Annotated in this window: 20 protein-coding genes; all 20 read left to right on the top strand. The window is 35.9% G+C overall.

The genetic code is table 11. The features are described 5' to 3' along the window. The 20 genes from NYQ66_RS20205 to sigE all read left to right on the top strand — a co-directional run bounded on the left by NYQ66_RS20205 (position 1) and on the right by sigE (position 23296). Positions 1–384, top strand: a complete 384-nt coding sequence (locus tag NYQ66_RS20205; protein WP_259872154.1) for a DUF3397 domain-containing protein — start codon at positions 1–3, stop codon at positions 382–384. A gap of 137 nt (positions 385–521) precedes the next feature. Further along, positions 522–2147 (top strand): bacillithiol biosynthesis cysteine-adding enzyme BshC, encoded by a 1626-nt coding sequence (gene bshC / locus NYQ66_RS20200; protein WP_259872153.1) that lies wholly within the window; start codon positions 522–524, stop codon positions 2145–2147. Between the two features lie 226 nt (positions 2148–2373). Then, positions 2374–2805, top strand: coding sequence for a division/cell wall cluster transcriptional repressor MraZ (gene mraZ / locus NYQ66_RS20195; RefSeq protein WP_259872152.1), 432 nt, complete (start codon positions 2374–2376; stop codon positions 2803–2805). Positions 2806–2842: 37 nt separating this feature from the next. Further along, the gene (gene rsmH / locus NYQ66_RS20190) at positions 2843–3823 is read left to right on the top strand and encodes a 16S rRNA (cytosine(1402)-N(4))-methyltransferase RsmH (protein WP_259872151.1); all 981 of its coding nucleotides are present in this window, start codon (positions 2843–2845) and stop codon (positions 3821–3823) included. After that, positions 3820–4206, top strand: coding sequence for a cell division protein FtsL (ftsL, locus tag NYQ66_RS20185; protein ID WP_259872150.1), 387 nt, complete (start codon positions 3820–3822; stop codon positions 4204–4206). Before rsmH ends, ftsL begins: the two co-directional genes overlap by 4 nt. A gap of 16 nt (positions 4207–4222) precedes the next feature. Next, positions 4223–6493, top strand: coding sequence for a penicillin-binding transpeptidase domain-containing protein (locus NYQ66_RS20180; RefSeq protein WP_311202042.1), 2271 nt, complete (start codon positions 4223–4225; stop codon positions 6491–6493). 87 nt (positions 6494–6580) lie between these two features. Further along, positions 6581–8548 (top strand): stage V sporulation protein D, encoded by a 1968-nt coding sequence (locus NYQ66_RS20175; protein WP_259872149.1) that lies wholly within the window; start codon positions 6581–6583, stop codon positions 8546–8548. 124 nt (positions 8549–8672) lie between these two features. Beyond that, positions 8673–10142, top strand: a complete 1470-nt coding sequence (locus NYQ66_RS20170; protein WP_259872148.1) for a UDP-N-acetylmuramoyl-L-alanyl-D-glutamate--2,6-diaminopimelate ligase — start codon at positions 8673–8675, stop codon at positions 10140–10142. A 66-nt stretch (positions 10143–10208) separates the two neighbouring features. Continuing rightward, positions 10209–11567 carry a UDP-N-acetylmuramoyl-tripeptide--D-alanyl-D-alanine ligase gene (locus NYQ66_RS20165; RefSeq protein ID WP_259872147.1) on the top strand — a complete coding sequence of 453 codons (1359 nt, stop codon included), beginning with the start codon at positions 10209–10211 and terminating at the stop codon, positions 11565–11567. Between the two features lie 74 nt (positions 11568–11641). Next, entirely contained in the window at positions 11642–12601 is a 960-nt protein-coding gene (mraY, locus tag NYQ66_RS20160) for a phospho-N-acetylmuramoyl-pentapeptide-transferase (RefSeq protein ID WP_259872245.1), read from the top strand. Further along, on the top strand, positions 12598–13947 hold the full coding sequence (gene murD, locus NYQ66_RS20155; protein WP_259872146.1) for a UDP-N-acetylmuramoyl-L-alanine--D-glutamate ligase: 1350 nt from the start codon (positions 12598–12600) through the stop codon (positions 13945–13947). Before mraY ends, murD begins: the two co-directional genes overlap by 4 nt. 256 nt (positions 13948–14203) lie before the next feature. After that, positions 14204–15298: a stage V sporulation protein E gene (gene spoVE, locus NYQ66_RS20150; RefSeq protein ID WP_259872244.1), complete on the top strand. Its 1095-nt coding sequence runs from the start codon at positions 14204–14206 to the stop codon at positions 15296–15298. A 499-nt stretch (positions 15299–15797) separates the two neighbouring features. Continuing rightward, positions 15798–16598, top strand: a complete 801-nt coding sequence (locus tag NYQ66_RS20145; protein ID WP_259872145.1) for a cell division protein FtsQ/DivIB — start codon at positions 15798–15800, stop codon at positions 16596–16598. Continuing rightward, positions 16582–17274, top strand: a complete 693-nt coding sequence (locus tag NYQ66_RS20140) for a DUF881 domain-containing protein (RefSeq protein WP_259872143.1) — start codon at positions 16582–16584, stop codon at positions 17272–17274. The genes NYQ66_RS20145 and NYQ66_RS20140 overlap by 17 nt, the downstream gene beginning before the upstream one ends. Before the next feature lie 18 nt (positions 17275–17292). Beyond that, positions 17293–18012, top strand: coding sequence for a DUF881 domain-containing protein (locus NYQ66_RS20135; protein WP_259872140.1), 720 nt, complete (start codon positions 17293–17295; stop codon positions 18010–18012). Further along, positions 18012–18368: a small basic family protein gene (locus NYQ66_RS20130; RefSeq protein WP_259872138.1), complete on the top strand. Its 357-nt coding sequence runs from the start codon at positions 18012–18014 to the stop codon at positions 18366–18368. The genes NYQ66_RS20135 and NYQ66_RS20130 overlap by 1 nt, the downstream gene beginning before the upstream one ends. Before the next feature lie 201 nt (positions 18369–18569). Next, positions 18570–19856, top strand: coding sequence for a cell division protein FtsA (ftsA, locus tag NYQ66_RS20125; RefSeq protein WP_259872136.1), 1287 nt, complete (start codon positions 18570–18572; stop codon positions 19854–19856). 214 nt (positions 19857–20070) lie between these two features. Further along, positions 20071–21198: a cell division protein FtsZ gene (gene ftsZ, locus NYQ66_RS20120; protein WP_259872134.1), complete on the top strand. Its 1128-nt coding sequence runs from the start codon at positions 20071–20073 to the stop codon at positions 21196–21198. Between the two features lie 432 nt (positions 21199–21630). Continuing rightward, positions 21631–22551, top strand: a complete 921-nt coding sequence (spoIIGA, locus tag NYQ66_RS20115; protein ID WP_259872132.1) for a sigma-E processing peptidase SpoIIGA — start codon at positions 21631–21633, stop codon at positions 22549–22551. A gap of 25 nt (positions 22552–22576) precedes the next feature. Next, positions 22577–23296 carry an RNA polymerase sporulation sigma factor SigE gene (sigE, locus tag NYQ66_RS20110; RefSeq protein WP_259872129.1) on the top strand — a complete coding sequence of 240 codons (720 nt, stop codon included), beginning with the start codon at positions 22577–22579 and terminating at the stop codon, positions 23294–23296. Positions 23297–23364 lie beyond the last annotated feature (68 nt).

The following is a 23364-nucleotide window of genomic DNA, read 5'->3' as shown; positions in this document are numbered from 1 at the left end:
GTGATAACTATCATTAGTAATGTTATTGGGGCCGTAGTTACCTTCCCATTTATAACTACGGTTCTCCTGTATTTTATAGCTATAAAAATGTTTAAGAATAAATGGAGAGCTATCCATTTTGCTGTAAATTATACAACGATTTTATATATATTTGCTGTTGGAATAATCCTACATACAATATTTGGTGATCATTATTTAGGAATTATAGTAATTTTTATTTTGTTATTTTTAAGTATCGCGATTGTTATTCAGTGGAAACGAAGTGGAGAAGTTATCTTTCGAAAGGTATTTAAGGTGTACTGGCGATTTTTATTTATTGTGTTTTTTATAGGAAGTTTCGTGTTAATGATAGTAGGGTTGAGTGTGAGTATCATGGGTGTGTAAACATAATATGTGAATTTTTGCTTAGAATTATGTAAAATAAGCGATGTACCATATTATTTGCTATCCCCATTGTAGAATGTAATGACTCTCTTTCACGGTTCATTGCCTATCTATGATTAGAAAAGGAGAAGTAGTCCATGTGGATCGACCCGATCAAATTACATAAAAAGAATAAGTTGCTTACCGATTATTATTTAAGTAAACCAGATATAATCAATAAATTTGATTATTTACCATATAACGCTGATACATACAAACAAAGGGTAGATGACTTGAATCAAAGGTCGTTTAATAGGAGTGAACTTACAAGGCTTTTATTTCAATTAAATCAAAAATGGAATGCTCCTGATTCTACCTTTGAGAATATTGAGAGGTTGAAAGATGATAGTAGTGTTGTTGTAATAGGTGGTCAGCAAGCAGGTTTATTAACAGGACCCTTATATACAATACATAAAATTGTTTCTATTATCCACTTTGCAAGGGAGAAAGAAAAGGAGTTAAACATACCGGTTATACCTGTTTTTTGGATCGCTGGCGAAGATCATGACTTTGCTGAAATAAATCATATTATGACGGGTCGTCATGATGGTATGAGGAAGTTGAAGATAAATCACCAAGTAAATGAGAAAAAGTCAGTCTCTATGTTGCAATTAGATAAGGTCGTTACTAGCAACTGGTTAAAAGATGTTTTTAAAGATTTGGATGAAACAGTACATACCAATGATCTACATGAACTGTTGCAGGGCATTTTACAAAACGCAACTACATATGTAGACTTCTTTGCTTCGTTTATTTATCATCTTTTTCAAAAGGAAGGGCTTGTATTAATAGATTCAGGGGATCATCTAGTTAGACAAGCGGAGAGTTCTTTCTTTAAGGTAATGATTGAGAAACAACCAGAGATTAGTAAAGGTGCTTATCAAATGCAGCATCAAGTCCGGAACTCAGGTTACTCGATATCTGTTGAAGTGGAAGAACATGATGCGCATTTGTTTTATCATAAGGATGGTGAAAGAATTCTTCTTACGAGGTCAGTTGATGGGAATTGGGTTGGGAAGCATCGTGAGTGTGAATTTACAACGGATCAAATGATTGAAATCGCAACCCAAACTCCAGAATTATTGAGTAATAATGTGATAACTCGACCTTTAATGCAAGAAATGTTATTTCCAAGCTTAGCTTTTCTTGGGGGACCTGGTGAAGTAGGGTATTGGTCAGTATTAAAGCCTGTATTCCATGCAATGGGTTTGAAAATGCCACCAGTTCTTCCGCGAATTTCAATGACATTCGTGGATCATTCGATTGAAAAGAAAGTCAAAAAACGATCGTTAGAAGTGGAATCGGTAATCAATAATGGCGTCGATTTAGAAAAAGGAAATTGGTTGCGTTCGCAAACGTACCCCTCTATTGATGGCATTGCGGATCAGGTTGCAGATTCGATTGAAAGAGCCCATCGTCCCTTAAGAGAGCTTGCTAAATCCCTTAGTCCAGACCTAGGTCAATTAGCGGAAAAAAATCTACTTTATCTTATGAATGATGTTCGTTTCTTGCAAGACGAGTTATTAAAATCAATCAAAGATAAACACGAGCATACAATTCGTGATTTTGAGCGAATTCAACTAGCTCTAAATCCAGATGGGGGCTTACAAGAGCGTTGTTGGAATATCGTACCCTACTTAAACCGTTATGGTTTTAGAGTGATACAAGAGCTATTAGAGCAACCATATACGATGACTGAAGAGCATTATGTGGTATATCTATAAATCGGATTGATTGTCCACCACTTTGTCCCACAATTTTATATATATAGAATGTTTTGGGAGGAAAACCCCTTGTTGAAGGCATTTCAACAAGGGGTTTTTGTGTGTGAAGATCATAGTTATTGCTAGTATGCATTGGGAATTATCAAAATAATGGAAAATATTTAAAAATGAGTGGTGAAAGGTGGGGGATTGTGGTAAGATAGAAAAAGAAAGTGGGGCGGTCTCTATGTTCATGGGTGAATTTCAACATAATATTGACACAAAAGGTCGCATTATTGTCCCTGCAAAATTTCGAGAGGGCCTTGGCGACATGTTTGTCCTCACAAGAGGATTAGATCAATGTTTGTTTGCGTACCCCATGAATGAATGGCGCCTTTTAGAAGAGAAGCTAAAAAAACTTCCTTTGACAAAAAAAGATGCACGTGCTTTTACAAGATTTTTCTTCTCTGGAGCTGTTGAATGTGAAGTTGATAAACAGGGTAGAATAAACATTCCAGCACCACTCAGAAAATATGCCTTCCTTGAAAAGGAATGTGTAGTAATAGGTGTTTCCAACAGAATTGAATTTTGGGCTAATAGCGAATGGGAAAATTACTTCGATGCTTCTGAAGAATCATTTGCTGAAATCGCTGAAAATATGCTGGACTTTGATATTTAAGTAACAACTAAGAAAATTGCAGGTGGTAGGTGAAAAAATGTTTGAACACTTTACAGTTTTAAAACAAGAAACGGTTGAAGGATTAAATGTAAAACCGGATGGTACATATGTTGACTGTACGCTTGGTGGCGGCGGCCATTCTGAAATGATAGCGAAACATCTAGGTGAGGGTGGTCTACTAATTGCATTTGATCAAGATGAGCATGCAATAAAAGCTGCGCAAGACAGACTCTCTGATTACAAAGAAAAAATTATTTATATCCATTCGAACTTTCGTTATTTGAAAGAAAAATTAGAAGAATATGAAATTGATCAAATTGATGGAATTGTTTTTGATTTAGGCGTTTCGTCTCCTCAGTTAGATCAAGCAGAAAGAGGCTTTAGTTATCAACATGATGCTCCATTAGATATGAGGATGGATCAATCACAATCTTTGACTGCTTATGATGTTATTAATAGCTGGTCTTATGAGGATTTGGTTCGAATATTTTTCCGTTATGGAGAAGAAAACTTCTCTAAACAGATCGCTCGAAAAATTGAACAAGCAAGAGCGACCAAGGAAATTAAAACAACCTATGATCTTGTCGATATTATTAAAGAAGCGATTCCAGCTCCCGCCAGACGGAAAGGTGGGCATCCAGGAAAACGAATTTTTCAAGCGGTGCGAATAGCAGTAAATGATGAGTTGCAAGCTTTTTATGATGTGTTACATCAAGCTGCAGAAGTTGTGGATGTGGGTGGTCGAATAGCGGTCATTACTTTCCACTCTCTAGAAGATCGGTTATGTAAGCAAGCTTTTAAAAAGTGGAGTACAACACCTCCGTTACCAAGAAACATACCGATAATTCCTGAAGAAAGTAAAGCTCCTTTTAAAATGATTAATAGAAAACCAATTATACCAACGGAAGAGGAATTAGAGTTGAATCGACGTTCGAGATCAGCCAAGTTGCGTATTGTCGAGAAATTAAAACCTTGGGATCCTAAATTTTTGTATCAGGAAGGGTGGAATAAAGTATGAATACCAGTGAAGCAAGAAGTTGGCAACAATCATGGCAAGAACAACATACAAACCCTACTAGAAGAACCGAGCAAGAAAAGGTAAAGGTTAAAGTACATAAACGTTGGATTACACCTGGTGAGAAATTTATTTATTTTCTTTTTGGTGTTATTTCGATAGCTGTTTTAATGTTTACTGTTTCGTTCAGTTCTTCGACAGATGCATTAAATAGACAGGTGCAACAATTAGAAAGTCAAGTACAACAACAACAGACCAATAATGAAAATCTAGAACACAAGGTGAAGGAATATAGTAATCCTGATCGAATTCTTCGAATAGCGAAAGAAAATGGTCTGAAAGTTCAAAATACACAAGTGAAACAAGCAACTGAATTGGCAAACTAAAGGACGGCGATAAGAGGTGAAAAAAAACAAAGCTACACATGTGATGTCTGCAGTGATAATGCTTCTTTTTGTGGTCATGTTTTTAACCGTATCTGGTCGTTTTTTATACATACAGGGTACTGGCGAAGTAGAAGGTGTGTTTTTGCAAGATTGGGCAGATAAGAGACGTACGAATACATATGAGATCGAAGCACAAAGAGGTACCATTTATGATAGAAATGGTATGGTTTTAGCGCAAGATCGAGCTACGTACAGGGTACAAGCAATTCTAAGGGATGTCTATTACGCGTCTTCTGAGTCAGAAGATCTTGAATTAGCTGATCCTCGTGATACAGCGGATACTCTAGCGCCCTTGATTGGCATGGAGTCGAATGAGGTGCTAGAAAGAATTGAATTTGGTATAGAGAACGAGCGATTCCAAGTTGAGTTCGGAAAAAATGGACAAGCTTTAAGCCAAGAAATGAAAGAAGAGATTGACGCTAAAAATATACCGGGAATACAGTTGATGAAAGAATCGAAACGTTTTTATCCTAATGGTATGTTCGCCTCCCATATCATAGGGTTTGCTCAACAGAAAGTGATTGAGAACGAAGACGGAGAAACGAAAACTTTTGTTGAGGGAATTACAGGTATAGAGAATCAGTTTAATGAACAACTAGTAGGTAAAAATGGCTCGATCTCCTATCAACGTGATAAGTATAATGTTAAATTGCTAGATTCTAAGGAAATGGTTCAACAAGCGGAAGATGGTAAAGATATTTATTTAACCATTGATCAAAAAATACAGACGATACTTGAAGACTCTATGACACAAGTGGAAGATCAATATGCTCCAGAAAGAATGACTGCCGTTGTAATGGACGCAAAGACTGGAGAAGTATTAGCAATGAGTAACCGACCAAGTTATAATCCAAATCAAATAGGTGAGGTTGCAAATTGGTATAATGATGTTATATCAACACCGTTTGAACCTGGCTCTACGATGAAGGTCTTTACTTTAGCAGCTGCGATTGAAGAAGGGGTTTATGATCCGAACGAACGATATAAATCGGGCTCTTATAAGATAGATGAAATAACATACCCACTTCATGATTGGAAGACAACATGGGGAGAGATTTCCTATGAAGAAGGAATTCAACGTTCCTCGAATGTTGCTGTATCAAAACTAGTTTGGGAAAAGATGGGGACAGAGACGTTTCTTGATTATCTTAACGCGTTTGATTTTGATCAAGAATCAGGAATTGATTTACCAGGAGAGCAGGCAGGTAGGATTTTATACGACTGGCCGATTGAAAAGCTAACGACCTCTTACGGACAAGGAACAACTACTACTCCAATTCAACTAGTAAAGGCTGCATCAGCGATTACGAATAAGGGTGATATGGTTCAGCCTTTCGTCGTTTCTAAGGTAGTAGACTCTAAGACGGGTAAAGTGATTGAGGAACATTCGCCAGAGGTGGTTGGAAATCCTATATCAGAACAAACTTCTAAGAAAGTATTAGATACTTTAGAAACAGTTATTACTTCAGAAAATGGAACAGGTCATAATGTCTATAATTTAAGTGATTATTCGGTAGCGGGGAAAACTGGTACAGCCCAAATACCTGATACAGAAAACCTATACCCTGGAAGCGCATATTTGAAAGGCGATGAAAACTATATCTTTTCATTTCTGGGAATGGCTCCAAAAGATGACCCACAATTAATCATGTATGTATCTGTGAAACAACCAGACTTAGATTTAGAAAACTATGAATCAGGATCGGCACCTGTTTCTTTTATTTTTAAAAATGTCATGGAAAACAGTTTGCACTATTTGAATATTGATCCTGATAAAGATTCACATGAACCGATTCATACAATAACTGCCCCTAAATTAGTGGGAGGTAGTGTACAAGATGCAAAAATGCAATTGGAAGAAAAGGGTATAGTCGTAACGGTTATTGGAGATGGGAACGAAGTAGTGAAAACAAGTGTAGCCGAAGATCAAAAAATATTACCGAATGAGCGTGTGTTAATCATTACCGATGCACCAAAAATGCCGGATATTATTGGTTGGTCTTTGAGAGATGTATTAAAGCTTAGTGACCTTCTTGAGTTAGATTTAGAGGTGATAGGGAGCGGATTTGCAAATGCGCAAAGCATTGATGCTGGTACAGAAGTGATGGCTAATGATTACTTAATGGCTGAGTTCTCTTCACCAAATACGTCTATTTCAAGTAGTGTTGATGAAGAGATAGAAGACAATAAGGAAACAGATTCAACTTCCGTAGAGGATGTGCCATAAAAAACTAGGTTAAACTATACAGTGTTCTAATCGTTTATTTTTCACATATATTGGATACAAGCATACCTGTGAGTAAGGAGATGTACTATGAAGCGTGTATCCAATGTAACAATGAGAAAACGGTTAGTCACTGTATTTTTTTTGGGGATTTTTATTTTTGCAACGATATCAGTTCGTTTAGGTTATGTCCAATTTGTAATTGGGGATGAATTGTTAGAGCGAGCAAAAGCGTCATGGAGTCGTGACATTACATTCGAGCCAGAACGCGGAAAAATTTTGGACAAGAATGGAGAAGTGCTCGCAGAAAACGTATCAGCGCCAACTGTCATGGTCGTTCCTCGTCAAATAAAGGAACCACAAAAAGTTGCGGAATCATTAGCGGAAATCTTAGATATGCCGGTGGATGAAGCGTATAAAAAAATTACGCAACAGGAAATAAATGTACGGCTTAAGGAAGGTAGAAAAATTTCAGAGGAAAAAGCAGAGCTAATCCAAACATTAGGTATGGATGGTGTATATATAGCCGAGGATTCTAAACGACATTATCCTAATGGTGATTATTTATCTCATGTACTAGGTTTTAGTGGCATTGATAACCAGGGGCTAATGGGATTAGAGCTGTATTATGATGAAAAACTTAAAGGTGAAAAAGGTAGCTTGTCTTATTTTTCAGATGCAAAGGGGAAACGGATGCCAGATATGGCTGATGTATATGACCCACCAGTAGATGGCAATAATTTAAAATTGACCATAGACTCTAGGGTGCAGACTATAATTGAACGAGAATTAGATCTGGCAGAATCTAAATATAATCCGGATGGTGCTTTAGCTATTGCTGTGGACCCAGACACTGGTGGCGTATTAGCGATGTCATCTCGGCCAAACTTTGATCCGGAAGATTATCAAAGTGTAGATCCAGATGTTTACAATCGAAATTTACCAATATGGAAAACGTATGAGCCGGGTTCGACATTTAAGATAATTACACTAGCTGCAGCTTTAGAGGAAAGCATTGTAGATTTACACGAGGATGAATTTACGGACAATGGAGCGATTGAAGTTGGAGGAGCAACGTTACATTGTTGGAAAAGTGGCGGTCACGGTCATCAAACATTCTTAGAAGTTGTGCAAAACTCTTGTAACCCCGGATTTGTTTCTTTAGGTCAAGAGTTAGGAAAAGAAAAGTTATTTTCCTATATTGACAACTTTGGTTTCGGTAATAAGACAGGGATTGACTTACAAGGAGAAGCAAATGGTATTCTGTTTAATCTGGATCAGGTTGGCCCGGTAGAATTAGCAACTACTTCTTTCGGTCAAGGGGTATCAGTTACACCAATCCAACAAGTTATGGCGGTGTCTGCAGCTGTAAATGGTGGATATTTGTATGAACCTTATGTAGCGGACGAGTGGGTTAATCCTATTACAAATGAAGTGTTAGAAAAGGCGGAACCTAAAGTTAAAGATCGGGTTATCTCAGAGGACACTTCAGCAGAAATAAGAGAAGCATTGGAAAGTGTGGTTGCCAAAGGTACCGGTAGAGGGGCCTATGTAGAAGGATACCGAGTTGGTGGTAAGACAGGTACTGCCCAAAAGGTGGGGGAAGACGGGAAGTACATGAGTAATAATCATATCGTTTCATTCATTGGCTTTGCACCAGCGGATGATCCTGAGATCGTCGTATATCTAGCAATAGACAATCCGAAAAATACGATTCAGTTTGGTGGTGTGGTTGCAGCCCCAATCGTAGGGAATATTATAGGAGATAGTTTGCGGGCCCTTGGTGTAGAGCCACGTGAAGATGGATTGGAAAAAGACTATAAGTGGCCTGATCAACCATTAGTAGAGGTTCCAGATTTAATTGGACTTTCTAAAAACGATTTACAAAAGTATCTAATTAATTTATCAATTGAGTCAAATGGCACTGGAGATTATATCGTAGATCAGATGCCAAAAGCAGGAGTAAAGATCGAACAGGGAGAAGAAGTAAGGATATATCTTGGCGATAAAAACAATAAAGACAAAAGAGAAGAAGAAAATGGTGCAGAAAACGAATAATTAAATGCTGACACAAACAAGTTCTGTTATAATAGGAAAGGTATGTGAAAAAATATATGGCTATAGATTAGTCAATATGGTAATATGTCACATGCTATTGACTTAGAGTTAGGATGTGTGTGTAATGAAGCTTTCTGAAATCTCTTCCATTTTCTATCATAAATCAAATTCATCAATGGATGACCTAGACATTTCTGGCATTGCTATTGATCACAGAAAAGTGGAGCCAGGAAATATATTTGTTTGCCTCAAAGGCTTTACCGTGGATGGGCATAATTACGCGGATCAAGCGATTAATAATGGGGCAGTTGCAGTATTAGCTGAAAAAGATCTGGATGTACATGTACCGTTAATTGTTGTGAGTGATACAAAAAGAGCATTGGCGATGGTTGCTAATCACTTTTATCAATATCCAACAAGAGACTTGCGACTGATTGGCATCACAGGAACGAATGGTAAAACGTCCGTCACATACTTATTAGATGATATATTTAAAAAACATAAACACAAAACGGCATTAATTGGTACAATCCAAATGAAGATTGGTGAAGAGACCTTTGATGTTAAAAATACAACACCAGAGTCTTTATTTTTACAAAGCAATTTTAGCCATATGGTAAATGAAAAGGTGGAGACTGTATTTATGGAGGTCTCCTCCCATGCACTGGATTTAGGGAGAGTGTACGGATGCGATTACGATATTGCTATCTTTACGAATCTTAGTCAAGATCATCTAGATTACCATGATAGTATGGAATCTTATTTGCACGCAAAAAGCCTACTATTTTCACAATTAGGAAATAGTTACCATGGGTCGAAATCTAAATTTGCGGTTGTGAATAAAGACGATGTGCATAGCGATTTTATTATAAAAAGTACAGCACAAGCCGTAGTTACCTTTGCCATTGATTCGAGAGCTGACATTACTGCTTCTAATATAACCTTAGATGCCAATGGATCAAAGTTTACGTTAAATACACCTGATGGCAAAATAACGATTAAGAGTAAATTAATGGGCCGATTTAGTATATATAATATGCTTGCATCTGCCACAGCTGCTATTTGTTCAGGCGTTCCGCTATCAACGATTAAAGACGCCTTGGAAGAAACTACAGGTGTAAATGGACGATTTGAACCGGTTAGTGAAGGTCAGTCATATGGTGTTATAGTGGATTATGCTCATACTCCCGATTCGTTGGAGAATGTTCTTACTACGATTCGCTCGTTTGCTAAAGGAAATGTTTATGTAGTAGTTGGGTGTGGTGGTGACCGCGATAAAACGAAACGTCCACTGATGGCTAAGATCGCAGCTAAATATGCAGACATGGCTATTTTTACATCTGATAATCCTAGATCAGAAGACCCTGAAGAAATCATAAATGATATGATAAACGGTATGAACCAGGAAAACTTTAAGGTAATTCTGAATAGAAAAGATGCGATCAATCATAGTATAGAAATAGCCAGAGAAAACGATATTGTGTTAATAGCGGGAAAAGGACATGAAACATACCAAATAATTGGTGATGAAGTCCTTTCATTTGATGATAGAAAAGAAGCAAAGCATGCGATTTTAAAACGTAACCCTCAATAATAAAGGATTAACTTCGAATCCTATGGTGTATTTTTCAGGTTCGAAAGGGTATGAGGAGATTAATATATGTTATTTACTACAAACTTTTTAACACAAGTATTCCCAAATACAAAAGGTGTTGTGAACGATTCCTTACCGATCAAGGAAGTGACGACTGACAGTAGAAAAAAGGGGGATAAGTCATTATTTATTCCTTTAAAAGGTGAGAACTTCGACGGTCATGATTTTATTAAAGATGCGTTTAATAATGGTGCAGTAGCTACCATTTGGGAACGAAATAAGGAATTACCAGCTTTTTTGCCAACAGATTTTCCTGTTTATTATGTTGAGGATTCTTTGCAAGCTTTACAAGCTTTAGCACATGAATATCGCAAGGTGGTAAATCCGATCGTAATTGGCGTAACAGGATCCAATGGTAAAACAACGACAAAAGACTTAATAGGTACTGTCATGCAAACAACATATAAGACATTCCGAACAAAAGGTAATTTTAATAATCATATCGGACTTCCTTTAACAATTTTGTCAATGGAAGCTGATACCGAAGTACTTGTATTGGAAATGGGAATGAATCATTTTGGTGAGATAGAATTATTGTCCAATATCGCGAAACCGGATTATGCGGTGATTACAAATATTGGTGAATCTCACATCGAATACTTAGGATCTAGACAAGGTATTGCTCAAGCAAAATTAGAAATAATGGCGGGCTTAAAAAAAGGTGGTCTTTTATTTATAGATGGGGATGAACCACTTTTAGATAATTTACATGATAAAGAAAATATTAAAACAATCGGATTTAAAGATGGAAATGACCATGTTATTAAAGATTTCGACATGACTGTCTCGTCATCTTTGTTTACATTAAATGATACGCCATTTCGACTTCAGATGTTAGGGAAACATAATGTCAAGAATGCCTCAATGGCAATCGAAATAGCTATAAGATTACAGGTGCCTATAGAGAAAATTAAACGTTCGCTTGTAAATTTAGAGCTCACTGGTATGCGATTTGAAATCATTCAAGGAATAAATGGTGTCACGATAATAAATGACGCTTATAACGCTTCTCCGACCTCCATGAAGGCATCCATTGAAATAGTTAAACAAATGCAATCCTATCAAAGAAAAGTGTTGATCTTAGGGGATATGTTTGAGATGGGTGAACATTCCAAACGATTGCATCGAACAGTTGCAGAAGCTATAACGGATGAGGTTGATTATGTGTTCACGATTGGTCAAGATTCAAAGGAAATTACGGATGAACTAGCAAAACAACAACTTCAGGTGCATGGACAACATTTTACATCTAAGGAAGCATTAGTTAATGAAATACAAGCTTTTCTAGACAAAGGAACAGTCATTTTATTAAAAGCATCAAGAGGCATGAAGTTCGAATCCTTGATCGAACAGTTAGTTGATTAATTAAATTTGAAACGGACGGGTTTATCGTAGTAAAGGAGGAAACAATAGTGAGCGATTACGTATTACTAATAACAATGGCAATTGCATTCTTAATTACCGTCCTTTTGTCGCCTATTTTTATCCCGTTTTTAAGAAGGCTAAAGTTTGGACAAAGTATTAGAGAAGAAGGTCCAAAGTCACATATGAAAAAAATGGGTACTCCAACAATGGGTGGAGTAATGATCTTATTAAGTGTAACCATTACTACATTGATTATGACATCAAAATTATCTACGGGTTCTTTAAACTTTGAAGTAGTAGTGTTATTACTCGTACTTTTAGGTTATGGGTTATTAGGATTTCTTGATGATTTTATAAAAGTAGTGCTTAAACGTAATTTAGGATTAACTTCTAGACAAAAAATGCTTGGGCAAATTGTAATTGCAATTATATTTTATATTATCTTACGTCAACATGATTTTTCTACCGTTATTCATATTCCGGGAACAGATCTTAGTTGGGATTTAGGTTGGGGATATGCAATATTAATTATATTTATGTTAGTCGGTGCGTCTAACGCAGTGAATTTAACTGACGGTTTAGATGGTCTATTGGCAGGAACTGCAGCAATTGCTTTTGGTGCTTTTGGCATTCTTGCATGGTATGGGATTCCGCAGTTTGAGATCACGATTTTTTCATTAGCAGTGGTTGGGTCTCTTTTAGGTTTTCTCGTCTTTAATGCGCATCCTGCTAAAGTGTTTATGGGCGATACAGGTTCCCTTGCATTAGGTGGAGCCATTGCAGCAGTTGCTATTTTAACGAAGTTGGAAGTTTTGCTTATTATTATCGGTGGTGTTTTTGTTTTAGAAACACTTTCTGTTATTATTCAAGTAATTTCATTTAAAACTACTGGGAAGCGCGTGTTTAAAATGAGCCCCCTTCATCATCACTATGAATTGATGGGATGGTCAGAGTGGAGAGTCGTTAGTACTTTTTGGCTTGTAGGACTTATCTTTGCAGCGCTCGGTATTTATATAGAGGTGTGGATACTTTGAATCAATTAATTGATTTTCCTTACCAACATGTGTTGGTTTTGGGATTAGCAAAAAGTGGAACTGCCGCTACCAAAGTTTTAGTTAAGAGTGGCAAACGAGTAAGGGTAAATGATTTAAAAACAGAACTAAATGATCCAATAGTAGAGGAATTACAACAATTAGGCGTAGAAGTCATTACTGGTGGACATCCATTACATGTTTTAGATGGAATTGATGTGTTAGTGAAAAATCCTGGAATTCCGTATAGCAATATTATAGTTCAAGAAGCAGAAAGAAGAAAAATACCGATCTTAACCGAAGTGGAGCTCGCTGGACAACTCGCTTCTAATTCCCTTGTTGGAATTACTGGCTCTAACGGGAAAACAACCACTACTACTTTAATCTATGAAATGCTGAATCATAGTAAACAACAAGTGAAGATTGCGGGTAATATTGGAACAGTCGCCATTGAAGTAGCTGAGCAATTACAACAAAATGAAACGATGGTTATTGAATTGTCCTCGTTTCAATTGTTAGGCGTTCAGAAGTTTAAACCAACTACAGCTGTAGTATTAAACTTATTTGAAGCACATTTGGATTACCATGAAACCTTTGATAATTATAAAAATGCGAAAGCTAACATTTTTATGAATCAAACGTCAGAAGATTTTCTTGTGTACAATCTGGATGATAAGAAAGTAGTGGATATGTGTCAACCAGCAAAAGCGACAAAAGTACCATTTAGTACAAAAGAAAAGGTGGGAAATGGTGCTTGGTGTGATCAGACTCATCTATATTTTCGCGATGAACAAATAATTTTGCTAGAAGAAATAGCTCTTGTGGGTCAACATAACTTAGAAAATATTTTAGCTGCAGTAAGTGCTGCTATGTTAAATGGTGCAACGAAGGAAGCAATCCATCAAGTGCTTACAACATTCACAGGTGTTAGACATCGTTTACAGTTTGTTGAAAATATAAAAGGTAGATTATTCTATAATGATTCTAAAGCAACAAACGTATTAGCAACATCCAAAGCACTATCATCATTTGATCAACCGACTATTTTATTAGCTGGTGGATTAGATCGTGGTAATGATTTCGACGACTTAATCCCTTACTTAAAACAAGTAAAGGCAATGGTTGTTTTTGGGGAAACTGCAGAAAAGTTAATGGAGTTAGCAGAACAAATAGGAATAGAAAAGGCTGAATTAGTCGATAATGTAAAACATGCCGTTCAAAGAGCATATCAGCTTTCTAACGAAAATGATGTTATCCTTTTATCACCTGCTTGTGCGAGTTGGGATCAATATCGCACATTTGAAGAAAGAGGAGACATGTTTATAGAAGCGGTGCATACATTAAAGTAGGGGCTTGTTTTACTATGCTAGATGTACAATCTCTTTTAAACATTGTTCAATTGCTTAGATAGCAAACGCTGCATTGGCTTTGTGAATTTTGCAGTTTCAACTATTTAAGTGATCAAGAGCACCGTTTAAAAGAAACTAGATGATAGGTGTAGTAAACATGTCGTCATTCTTCCTTTGTTGATGAATGGCCGATAAATAAAAGCCCCACGTTCCAATGTTTGGGAAATGGGGTGTTTTTTTGTTTAGATCGAAAGCAATGTTGAAGAATAAGCCGGACATGCTATTAACCATAGCGATCTTTTCACTACTAATTATAGGAGTTGTAATGGTTTATAGTGCTTCCGCAATCTGGGCTGATTACAAATTTAATGACACGTTTTATTTTGCAAAAAGACAGTTGCTTTTTGCAACGTTAGGTATAATCGCGATGATTGTTGTAATGAATATACCTTACTTAACGTGGAAGACGTATGCCAAGCCTATCCTTCTTATTTGTTTTATATTATTGATAGGAGTTTTAATTCCTGGAATTGGTATGGTAAGAGGTGGTGCCAGAAGCTGGATTGGCGTAGGGGCTTTTAGTATTCAACCAGCAGAGTTTATGAAACTAGGTTTGATTATCTTTTTGTCTACATATCTAGCTTCAAATCAAAAGTATATTACGTCATTTAAAAAAGGGTTTCTTCCATCACTTCTACTTGTATTTGTTGCTTTTGGTTTAATCATGTTACAACCTGACCTTGGTACAGGGGTAGTGCTTGTATTAACATGTTTAATCATGATTTTTGTAGCTGGTGCAAAAATATCTCATTTTGTTGGTCTAGGTATCTTAGGCTTGATTGGTTTTTTGGGGTTAATTATTTCAGCTCCATACCGGATTAATCGAATTACTGCCTTTCTTAATCCTTGGGAAGATCCTCTAGGGAATGGGTTTCAGATCATCCAGTCTCTGTATGCAATTGGGCCAGGAGGATTAATGGGCTTGGGATTAGGACAAAGCTTGCAAAAATTTTTCTATTTACCTGAACCACATAATGACTTTATCTTTGCAATCCTAGCAGAAGAACTAGGTTTTATTGGTGGCACGTTCGTCTTATTACTTTTTCTTTTATTGCTTTGGAGAGGTATACGTGTCGCGCTTGGTGCGCCAGATACATTTGGAAGTCTATTAGGACTAGGTATTGTTGGGATGATCTCACTTCAAGTAATGATTAATATTAGTGTTGTTATTGGCTTAATACCAGTCACAGGCATAACCTTACCATTTTTAAGCTATGGTGGCTCATCACTAACGTTGACATTACTTTCAATTGGGATTTTATTGAATATCAGTAGGTATGCTAGGCTATAAATTGAGTTTCAAAGGGATTTACTTATATGCTTAGTCTAATGATTACTTCAATATACTTTATTGTTTTTCTAATTACGTTATTTTTTAGACGATCAAACATGCTACATTCATTTTTATGTGAATGTAGCTTTCTCTTTTTTATAACTACCTTGTGCACTTACGATATCTTTTTAATTTGATAGAAACAATTTAGGATTAATTTATTCACTTTTACAAGTGTGAATTGTGCGTATTGACACGCTTAAAAAAATATTCATGTAATAGACAAATAAAGCACGATAAGTGTAAAAATATGATATAATCTATATTAATAGAACAAACGGCATTTTTGATGCCGTTTGCTTATTTTTATACATGTAGAGTTTAATTTTTTGCTGCGATATGTAATTACAAGTGATAAATAATTCATGTGCTTGTAAATAGGTGTTGTTGAAATACACTTCTCATTTTTAAAGATAATGCAGAAGGTATATTATAATAAAAAGGGAAGAATTAGGAGATGGGTCAGAAAAAAGTCGTATCTATTGAAGATAGAATTCCTAAATTAAAACAAGCAAGAAAGAAAAAAGCGAATAGAAGGTTAATATTTTATTTATCGATTTTTTTTATTCTAATCTCAATTGTCGTCTATTTACAATCTCCCCTTAGTAATGTCCAACATATTAATGTTACGGGTTACAAATACATAGAGGAAGAAGAAATTAAAGGATTAAGCGGAATTACACATGACGAGAATATTTGGAGTGTAAATCTTGGAGAAATAGAACAAACTATACAGCAACATCCTCAAATAAAAAATGTTACTGTCTCAAGGTCATTCCCTACAACTATCAATATTGACGTTTTAGAATATGAAATGGTCGGTTATATTGAGCAACAAGGAGAGTATTTTCCATTGTTAGAAAATGGTGAAAGGCTAGCATCTCATCCGATGGGTTCGGTGAAAGCTGATGCTCCATTTTTAACAGGTTTTTCTACATCAACTTATTTGCAAGAGTTGGCAGAAGAGCTTATTTTGTTACCTAATCCAATTAGTAACCTTATTTCTGAAATCATATGGCAACCAACCGAGGGTAATCCATATAAAGTATTAGTATTTATGAATGATGGATATGAAGTAGAGGCATCGATTCGAAACTTTTCAAAGTCAATGAAGGTCTATCCCTCCATTACTTCTCAGTTAGAACAAGGAAGTAAAGGGATTATACGTATTGGAGTAGGTGGAGCAGTCTTTGATCCATATACAAATGAATCAAGTTCCGATATAGAAGAGGAGAACAAGGATGAAACTGAAGGGTAGACATGTTATTTGGTCGTTGGTCTTTCTTGTTTTTGGTTTCTTACTTACTTATAGCTATCAGCAAACGAAAAATGAATCCCAAATTATTCAATTATCTGATTCAGAATGGGAGAAGGATTATTTTTATCGTCAACAGTTGATAAACCTTGAGGAAAAAAACCGAGAGTTACGAATGGAACTTAGTAGTAACAGACAAGAAATTCAACTTCTTGAAGAAGAGCTAGGTAAACAGGAGGAAACACTGGGTGATTATGTAGAATTAAAAAAACAATTGCAGATGCTAACTGGAGAATTACCGATAAAAGGTAAAGGAATGCAAGTAACTTTGCGAGATTCTGATTATATACCTACTGAGGAAAATGCAAACCAGTATATTGTGCATGATAGACATATGCATCTAGTAATTAACGAATTATTTAGTGCAGGAGCAAAAGCTATTTCCATTAATGGACAACGGATCTACAAAGATTCCTTCATTTCTTGTGTAGGCCCAGTTGTGTCAGTGGATGGTGTTCCACATCCTGCTCCTTTTACAATCGCTGCTATTGGTGATCCCGAGGTATTAGATGTAAGTTTGAATTTAACCAATGGTGTGGTGGACATACTTCTTAGTGATAATATTGAGGTAGAGATTGAGAAGAAAAAGGATATAGAAATGAGAGCAAGGGTTAGCTAGTTAAGAAAGGTGATAGTAGTGCGGGTCAAAAAGAAAGTTACGATATCAATTATTTGTGCATTTGTTGGTTTCTTAGTTGCTATTCAGTTTCAATCAACGAAAGAACCAACAGAAAGAGATACAAGAGACCTGTGGGAAATACGATCACAATTGCAGGTGGAGCAAAAGCAACAGCAGGAGCTATATAAAAAAATAGCGGAAACAGTAGAAATGAAGGAACAATATGAAGCAATGTCTGAACAAGAACAAATAGAAGCTCTAACGACTTCAATTGAAGAATTAGAAGAAAAAGCTGGATTAAAAAGCCGCTCAGGAAAAGGTGTTCGAATCAGGGTAGAACCAATTATCTATGATATGCAGACAGAGCAACAATTCCCTGAATTATCACCAGAGCTTCTTAATCGACTCGTTAATGAACTAAACAATTATGGAGCTACCGATATTGCTGTTGGAAATGAACGAATTATAAATATATCACCTATTCGTTATGTCAATGGAAAAACATACGTGAATAATCGTGCAATACCAAGCCTGCCGATTGAAATAAAAGTATTGGCTAATAATCCAGAGAGGTTACTTAATCATTTAGAAGTAAGCCAATCAAGAGATGAGTTTGCTATTGAAGATTTAGAATTAAAATTAGAAATAGATAATCAATTAGATTTACCTAAATTTGAAGGTAATATCAACCTAGAAGGAATAGAAGTGTACGAGCTAGAAGAAGTGGGTGAAGAATAATGTGGCTACCGGCTTTATTTTTGGTAGTTGGACTTGCATTAGGATTATTAACTAATATAACGGTCCCAGATCAATACTCGAATTATTTATCGATTGCTGTTCTTGCTGCTTTTGATACGCTATTTGGAGGAATTCGTGCCCACTTAGAGAAGAAGTTCGATGAAAAAGTGTTTATCTCGGGTTTTTTCTTCAATATTGGTTTAGCTGCTTTACTAGCGTTTTTAGGAGTTCAATTAGGAATTGACCTTTATCTTGCAGCAGTATTTGCCTTTGGGGTTAGACTGTTCCAAAATATAGCAATTATACGTAGAATTGTAATAGATAAATCTACTGAAAAGAAAAATCAAAAAAAGTAAAGAAAATAAGAGGAAAATCGTCGTTTTCTGTAGAATAATGTAAATCAGTTAAAAAATTTTAAAAATATATTAGAAGCAGGTATACTGAGTTTTATGGTAATTAATACAAAATGCAATATATTATTCAAAATTGATTGTAATTAGGTCAATTATCCGATAATATTTGAACTATTCAGATGCCTTAAATTAGGAGGTGCCTCTTTGAACAACAATGAAATATTAGTCAGCCTGGATATAGGTACATCAAAAATTAAAGTGATTATTGGTGAAGTTTTAAACGATTCCTTGAACATTATAGGAGTTGGCACAGCTAAGTCAAATGGAATGAAAAAAGGTGCCATCGTCGATATAGATCAAACAGTTCAATCTATTAAAACAGCAGTTGAACAGGCTGAGAGAATGGTAAACATGCAAATCGATAGAGTGATTGTTGGTGTTAATGGAAACCATGTTCAATTGCAACCATGTCATGGAGTCGTCGCTGTTTCTAGTGACAATAGGGAAATTGGCAATGAAGATGTTAAAAGAGTAATTGACGCAGCCCAAGTTGTCTCGATCCCTCCTGAACGGGAAATTATTGATGTTATTCCAAAACAGTTTATCGTTGATGGATTGGATGAAATTAATGATCCACGCGGAATGATTGGTGTTCGTCTTGAAATGGAAGGAACCATCATTACCAGCTCAAAAACAATGTTACATAATATTCTAAAATGTGTGGAAAGAGCAAACTTGGAAGTGCTAGATATTTGTCTCCAACCATTGGCATCAGGTTCAATCGCGTTGTCAAAGGATGAAAAAAACCTAGGTGTAGCATTAATAGATGTTGGCGGTGGAAGCACCACAATTTCTATTTTTGAAAATGATCACTTAGTTTCCACTAGTATTATTCCATTAGGTGGTGACAATATCACCAAGGACTTATCAATTGGCTTAAGAACTTCATCGGAAGAGGCAGAAGACTTAAAAGTGAATCATGGACATGCATTTTACGATGAAGCTAGGGAAGAAGAGACTTTTGAAGTATCCATTATAGGAAGTAATAAAAAGCAAACATTTAATCAGCTGCAAATTTCTGATATGATTGAAGCAAGACTAGAAGAAATCTTTGCCTATGCGGAACGAGAAATTAGAAAAATGGGATTCAGTGAACTTGCTGGTGGGTACGTGTTAACAGGTGGTTGTGTGAGTATGCCTGGTGCACTTGATCTAGCACAAGACTTATTCCATGCTAATGTCCGTATCGCATTTCCTGATTACATAGGTGTAAGGGAATCACAATTCACATCTGGTGTAGGTATTTTAAAATTCGCGTATAGAAATGCTAAAATCCAAGGAAAACAATTGTCTCAGGCTGTTACTGTTGCTGAGAGTAATGTAGCTGTTAATTCAACAAAACAAAAAAGAAAAGTAAGTGAAAAGCAACCAACTCAAAGTAAGAAAAAAGAATCTGGAATAGCGAATTTGTTCAAGTATTTCTTTGATTGAACAAGCTTTCCTAGAAGTGTGTGTTCAAACTGACTACGTAATAGAAGCTCTATTGGACAATCTATTTTTATCCGATTGGCGTTGCCAAATGGTGTAGAAGTTGGTCGTTCAAGAAACTTTTTGCTTCTTATATGTAACTTTTGGACAACCTCTAACAGATTAAATCATAACTTCAATGAATCTTGTAAACTGGCAAATTAGGAGGAACTAAAAAATGTTAGAGTTTGATACAAATATGGACCAGCTAGCGACGATAAAAGTAATCGGTGTAGGTGGTGGCGGAAGTAACGCAGTGAATCGAATGATTGAGCATGGTGTTCAAGGTGTTGAATTTATTGCAGTAAATACAGATGCACAAGCGCTAAATCTTTCAAAAGCTGAAGTGAAAATGCAAATTGGTACAAAATTAACACGAGGGTTAGGGGCAGGAGCTAATCCTGAGGTTGGTCGCAAAGCTGCTGAAGAAAGTAAAGAACAGTTAGAAGAGGTCTTAAAGGGTGCTGACATGGTATTCGTTACTGCTGGAATGGGCGGTGGAACAGGAACTGGTGCTGCACCAGTGATTGCACAAGTTGCCAAAGAATTAGGAGCGTTAACTGTTGGTGTAGTAACAAGACCTTTTACATTTGAAGGACGTAAGCGTTCAACGCAAGCAGTTTCTGGTATTGATGGATTAAAATCAAGTGTGGATACGCTTATTGTAATCCCAAATGATCGTTTACTAGAGATTGTAGATAAAAATACACCGATGCTTGAAGCTTTCCGTGAAGCTGATAATGTACTTCGTCAAGGTGTACAAGGTATTTCTGATTTAATTGCTGTGCCTGGTCTAATAAACGTCGACTTTGCCGATGTGAAAACAATTATGTCAGATAAAGGTTCAGCATTAATGGGTATAGGTGTAGCAACAGGTGAAAGTAGGGCCACAGAGGCAGCCAAAAAGGCAATCTCTTCTCCTTTACTAGAGACATCTATTGATGGGGCACATGGCGTGTTAATGAACATTACAGGTGGAACAAACTTAAGCTTATATGAAGTACAAGAAGCTGCAGACATTGTTACCTCAGCAGCTGACCAAGAGGTAAACGTTATTTTCGGCTCTGTAATTAATGAAGAATTAAAAGATGAGATCGTTGTTACAGTAATTGCGACTGGCTTTGATGAGTCTCAAGTAAACGCGAAACAACCAAAACAGAGACCGGTAGCAAGCACGAAACAAGCATCTACTGGCAACAGACGTGAAGAGCCTTCAAGAGAAACAACTACGCAACAAACAGTAAAACAAGAAGAAGACACATTGGATATACCAACATTTTTACGAAATAGAAATCGAAGAAGATAAATACAAAATAAGTAAAAAAACAGGTGAAGTCTTCACCTGTTTTTTTATATAGAAAAATGTAATTACTTCGGTACATATTTTAATATATTTTCTTTGATCAGCTCAAAACAATCTTTCTTTTCAATTCTTAATCTCCTGTGAGGTCAAAGTTACCTCACTTTTTATACCTAGTACATGTGAATTGTTTTAATTATTTTACTAATAATCATGCTAGTAGGCTTTTATCGTCACATTAGAATAAAAAACTTGCAATCCCTTGATATGACTTGCTTTGTTAGTGTTTGAGCTTATTCCTTGAAAAAATAAATGACAAATTCACTAATAACTTCTGAAAATTAGTTGTATATAAAGCACAAAATATGACAGACTTCTGAGTTTACTTTCGCTATACTAGCAACAAATCCTATCGTAAGTCGTGAAAGGGAGAAAAAAGTGACAATTTATTTAGATGCTGTTTGGCTATTAAACTTTTTGTTAGACTGGATGATCCTACTTTTAACACAACTAGTGACAAGAGAACCATCCAAGCAGCTTCAAGTTATGTTCGGTGCTATGGTTGCTTCTATTTTGGTACCTATTACTTTATTTCTTCCTGACTCGTTTGTTACAACTCCGATTGGGAAAGCTATGTACTCAATATTGATTGTACTTTGTGCTTTTGGATTTAGAAATATCCGAAAATTCTTAAAAAAAATATTGACTTTCTATTTTATTTCATTTGCACTCGGAGGTGGATTGGTTGGACTACATTTTATGCTCGGACGACAAATAACAGCATCAGAAAATGGTCTGTTGACATTTCAAACTGGATATGGCGATCAAGTAAGCTGGTTATTTGTGTTTATTGGTTTTCCACTTGTCTGGTGGTTCACAAAGGTAAGGATGGACAAGCATGCATTGGAAAAATTTAAACAAGAGCAACTATATGAAGTTACAATAGTTTTGCAAGGAGAAAGTAATGCAACGACAGGTTATATGGATAGTGGAAATCAGCTACTAGATCCACTGAGTCAAAAGCCAGTTATTATTTGTGATCAACAATTTATGTTGAAATGGCTATCATCAGAAGAGCTTAAACAACTAGAAATGGCACAGGAACAACTAGACTTTGATACGATTCCAAGTAAGTGGGAACACAGTATTCAAATTGTTCCTTATCAGGGTGTGAATGGTAGCCGTACCTTCATGATTGTACTAAAACCGGACAGAATTCTAGTAAACTTTGAAGACAAACAAATATCCACATCAAAAGTCTTAATCGGTGTTCAATTTGGGGAATTATCACCTGATGGCAGTTATCATTGCCTTTTGCACCCCTACATTTTTAAGCATTCGGTAGCAACTTCCGCATAATTAAGAGATAAAGGAGAGATAACAGATGAGCAAATGGAAGTTAAAGTTTCAATTATGGTGGTACAAGGTTTTAATAAAGTTAGGTTTGAAAACAGATGAAATATATTACATAGGTGGTAATGAAGCTTTACCTCCACCATTATCGAAGGAAGAAGAGGCAGAACTACTGAAGCGGCTACCAGTTGGAGATAAAGCAGCAAGAGCTATGCTAATAGAAAGAAATCTTAGATTAGTTGTTTATATTGCTCGAAAGTTTGAAAATACTGGAATTAACATTGAGGACTTAATAAGTATTGGAACCATCGGCCTTATTAAAGCAATTAATACTTTTAATCCAGAAAAGAAGATCAAGCTAGCAACATATGCTTCTAGATGTATTGAAAATGAAATTCTAATGTATCTTAGAAAAAACAACAAAACAAAATCTGAAATATCTTTTGATGAGCCATTAAATATTGATTGGGATGGTAATGAATTATTGTTATCTGATGTGCTAGGCACCGATGATGACATTACCATAAAAGATATAGAAGCAAACGTAGACAAAAACTTGTTGAGAAAAGCTCTAGAGCAACTAAATGATCGTGAAAAACAAATTATGGAATTGCGATTTGGTCTTATAGGAGATGAAGAAAAGACTCAAAAGGATGTAGCTGATATGTTAGGCATTTCTCAGTCCTATATTTCTCGTTTAGAGAAGAAGATCATTCGTCGATTAAAAAAAGAATTTAATAAAATGGTTTAACCCTTCACATATCAATACTTAGATCATTTTTAATCGATGTAAGTGAATAAGTCTTCTGCATAAAAACC

The sequence above is a fragment of the Aquibacillus koreensis genome, from assembly GCF_025154055.1.
In the GTDB taxonomy this organism is placed as follows: Bacteria; Bacillota; Bacilli; order Bacillales; family Amphibacillaceae; genus Aquibacillus_C; species Aquibacillus_C koreensis.
The sequence above is the reverse complement of the archived record's forward strand: the minus strand, read 5'-3'. Positions and strand labels throughout refer to the sequence as shown.

Coding starts and splice junctions, on each gene's coding strand:
- bshC (WP_259872153.1), top strand. CDS start 522: ATGTGGATCGACCCGATCAAATTACATAAAAAGAATAAGTTGCTTACC.
- mraZ (WP_259872152.1), top strand. CDS start 2,374: ATGTTCATGGGTGAATTTCAACATAATATTGACACAAAAGGTCGCATT.
- rsmH (WP_259872151.1), top strand. CDS start 2,843: ATGTTTGAACACTTTACAGTTTTAAAACAAGAAACGGTTGAAGGATTA.
- ftsL (WP_259872150.1), top strand. CDS start 3,820: ATGAATACCAGTGAAGCAAGAAGTTGGCAACAATCATGGCAAGAACAA.
- NYQ66_RS20175 (WP_259872149.1), top strand. CDS start 6,581: ATGAAGCGTGTATCCAATGTAACAATGAGAAAACGGTTAGTCACTGTA.
- NYQ66_RS20170 (WP_259872148.1), top strand. CDS start 8,673: ATGAAGCTTTCTGAAATCTCTTCCATTTTCTATCATAAATCAAATTCA.
- NYQ66_RS20165 (WP_259872147.1), top strand. CDS start 10,209: ATGTTATTTACTACAAACTTTTTAACACAAGTATTCCCAAATACAAAA.
- mraY (WP_259872245.1), top strand. CDS start 11,642: ATGGCAATTGCATTCTTAATTACCGTCCTTTTGTCGCCTATTTTTATC.
- spoVE (WP_259872244.1), top strand. CDS start 14,204: ATGTTGAAGAATAAGCCGGACATGCTATTAACCATAGCGATCTTTTCA.
- NYQ66_RS20145 (WP_259872145.1), top strand. CDS start 15,798: ATGGGTCAGAAAAAAGTCGTATCTATTGAAGATAGAATTCCTAAATTA.
- NYQ66_RS20140 (WP_259872143.1), top strand. CDS start 16,582: ATGAAACTGAAGGGTAGACATGTTATTTGGTCGTTGGTCTTTCTTGTT.
- NYQ66_RS20130 (WP_259872138.1), top strand. CDS start 18,012: ATGTGGCTACCGGCTTTATTTTTGGTAGTTGGACTTGCATTAGGATTA.
- ftsZ (WP_259872134.1), top strand. CDS start 20,071: ATGTTAGAGTTTGATACAAATATGGACCAGCTAGCGACGATAAAAGTA.
- sigE (WP_259872129.1), top strand. CDS start 22,577: ATGAGCAAATGGAAGTTAAAGTTTCAATTATGGTGGTACAAGGTTTTA.